The 2,938-nt window shown below is 36.6% G+C and carries 4 protein-coding genes; all 4 read right to left on the reverse strand.

Annotated elements, in window-relative coordinates; genetic code table 11:
* Nucleotides 1–237: 237 nt before the first annotated feature.
* Nucleotides 238–597, reverse strand: a complete 360-nt coding sequence (locus ACY65O_RS01225) for a hypothetical protein (RefSeq protein ID WP_462219025.1) — start codon at nt 595–597, stop codon at nt 238–240.
* Nucleotides 598–624: 27 nt separating this feature from the next.
* Nucleotides 625–753, reverse strand: a complete 129-nt coding sequence (locus tag ACY65O_RS01230) for a hypothetical protein (protein ID WP_462219026.1) — start codon at nt 751–753, stop codon at nt 625–627.
* A 323-nt stretch (nt 754–1,076) separates the two neighbouring features.
* The gene (locus tag ACY65O_RS01235) at nt 1,077–1,823 is read right to left on the reverse strand and encodes a LytR/AlgR family response regulator transcription factor (protein WP_462219027.1); all 747 of its coding nucleotides are present in this window, start codon (nt 1,821–1,823) and stop codon (nt 1,077–1,079) included.
* Nucleotides 1,824–1,841: 18 nt separating this feature from the next.
* Nucleotides 1,842–2,938, reverse strand: a 1,097-nt coding sequence (locus tag ACY65O_RS01240) for a histidine kinase (protein WP_462219028.1), incomplete at its 5' end; no start/stop codon positions are given.

Here is a 2,938-nt window from a genome sequence, read left to right on the forward strand (position 1 = left end):
TCATTTTTAAAAATTTTTATGGAAGCTGATGATGCTGCATCCTCTGCAGGGCTTTCGTTTTTAGTTAGGCTACTGTTTTTTGAACCGGTTTCTTTTTCAGCAATAGTATTGTTGCAACCCAAAAAAAACACCAGTAGCAGGAGGGGAAATGTACTTTTCATTTGATTAAATTTTTTGAGTATTGAAATTTTTTTTAAACAGGGCGTTGGTTTAAAAATTTATTTTGATAAGGGGAATTTATTTTTTTCCTGCAATTGATATTCGGAAAAAGCCATCGGTAACTTCTACAGTTTTATTTGAGTCTGTGGTACTGCCTGTAATAATAAATATCCCCTCTGCCCAATTGCCTTCAACTTTAGTAATTTCCATTTCTCCTTTATAACCTGCCCAATATTCCATTTGCCCGTCTTCTAGTGTTGTTATGTCAACAGCGTTGTGCTGACCGAATATTTCTTTTCTACCAACCTCTATTTGTCTCCTGTCATACGGAAACCCAAAGCCTTCACCATTGTTATCGCCAATAATTCTACCGATTTCATCATCAAGCGGCATCATGGTATCGGCTACCCAACGCCTGCCATTAATTTTCGCTGTCATCGTCCACCCTTTTTCTCTAGTGGGTATTCATCCAGGCATCATTTTTTTTATTTCAGATTGAAGCTGCTTTGCATCGCTTAAAGCATTTTTTTGTGCGCTGTTACCACAGGAAAACATAATGGCTGCCAGAATTAAAATTGAAATGGTTAGTTTCATAATGAAATGATTTCTCAAAAATCTTTCTTTCAGGAGATCAATTAAAGATAGATTGAGCCACTTACAGAAATGGATTAGCCCGTGGTAGTAAATGAAATTTTTTTTCTTACTACCTCTGTTGGGCATTCAATAAAAATATGATTGAAGAAAAGATAGCTTAACCGCTGGTTTCGGGCAAACAGAAATGGGGCTTACATGGGCGGTGAGTAAAAATGAATGGTTATGCAACTGTGTCAGGTTCTCACTGCGCCAAGAGAATTATTTACTAAAAAGTAAAGACGCTACTATACAGGTCCGCATATTTTAAATAAGAAAAACGGTATTTAATAACCAATAGCCTTTAAAAATTCACTTTTTTTTCTTTTAGCAACATCTAAAGTAACGCCGTTGCTGAGCACTACCTGGCCACCTTCGCCACGGATATATTTTTCAGTAAAATTTTTATTGATGATGTAGGAATTATGGATGCGGAGAAAAATTTCTGGCGGCAGCATATCTTCAAAATCTTTTAAAGTGTGGCTGGCAATGTATTTCTTTTTTTCGGTGGTAAAAATGTGGGTATAATTACTGCTGGCTTCTAAATAAATTATATCTTCTACTTTTATAAAATGCAAACCTTCTATAGTGGGTATGGCAATGCGGTTAAAAGAATTTTTTTTGTTTATGAGTTGTTCAACCAGCAACTCAATTTGCGGATTGGGGTAAGAGTGGTTGCGTTTTTCTTCTGCTTTTAAAACGGCTGTTTTTAAATCTTCAATCTCAATGGGCTTTACCAAATAATCAAGGGCGCTGTAACGGATGGCTTTTATTGCGTAATGATCGTAAGCGGTGGTAAAAATAAGTTCAAAGTTTTTATATTTTAGTTGCTGCAGCATTACAAATCCGTTCATCACCGGCATTTCAATATCCAAAAAAACAATATCCGGCTGCAGGTTATCAATAGCTTCAATACCTTTTGCAGCATTATTGCAGCAGGCAATAATTTTTACCTGCTGACAATTGGTCAGCAACTTTTCTTTAAGGGAACTGATGCTGTTTTCTTCATCGTCTATCAGTACTGCTTTAATCATAAAGTCGTTTAATTATTTTTAAAAAATCTTTACACTTATTTCCACTTTTGTTCCGCAAGCTTCGTTGTTTTCAAAAAGATCGGCAATGATTATATCATTATTTTGGTCGTTTTTATTGTATAATTGAATTCTTTCCCGTGTGATGTTTATGCCATAAGACTGATGTTCGGGCTTATTAATTTTTTTTAGTTGCTGTGCCTTGGCCCTGCCTACTCCGCTGTCATAAACCGTATATTTAATAAAATCATTTTCCAGTGTTGCAGAAACCGTTAGTGTTTTGTTTCCATCCTGTTTATTTAATAATCCATGATGAATGGCATTTTCTACAAAGGGCTGCACAACCAGCGGCGGTACTTTATAATCGCTGTTCAGTAATTCTTCATCTGCCTCCAGCTGAAAAGTAAATTTATCACTGCACCTGAACTGTTCCAGCTGCAGGTACAGCTGCAATGTTTCAAAATCTTTTTGAAAAGATACCACATCATTTTTTGAACTGTCGAGCACATTACGGATAAGTTTTGCAAAACGGGCAAGATAAGTTGTTGCTTTATCTTTTTGATTGGTTTGTATAAGATTGTCGATTGCATTTAATGAGTTAAAAATAAAATGTGGATTCATCTGGCTTTGTAATGCTTCTAATTTCGCTTTTGAAAGCTGTTCATTCATAGTGTACATTTCAATTTGCTTTTGCTGCAGCGATTGCTCGGCCTCGATAGATTTTATTTTATCGGCCATAAGTGTGGCTATGGTATTTAATATTTGCAGTTGCTGCTGAGTAAAATAATTTTTTTCATGATGCTCACAATCTATCACCCCTACCAATTCATTATTATAAATTACCGGTACTGCTATTTCACTTAATCTTGTCATTTCATCGGGCCGGTAACGGCTGTCGGCAGAGGTGTCGGCAATCAGCACTGCTTCTTTTGTTAGCATTACGTAACCCACCACCCCCTGGCCCGGCACTACATCAAAGGGCTGGCCTTTTATTTCTTCTATCGAACCTTTGGCACCAAAACCTGCCCTTTGAATCATTTTGGTTTTATCATCGTTCCACAAATAAATCATGCAATCAACAAAACCTAACCGGCCAATAAGATTTTTCGCCACATCCC

The organism is Ferruginibacter sp. (assembly GCF_031430955.1).
Taxonomy (GTDB): Bacteria; Bacteroidota; Bacteroidia; order Chitinophagales; family Chitinophagaceae; genus Ferruginibacter.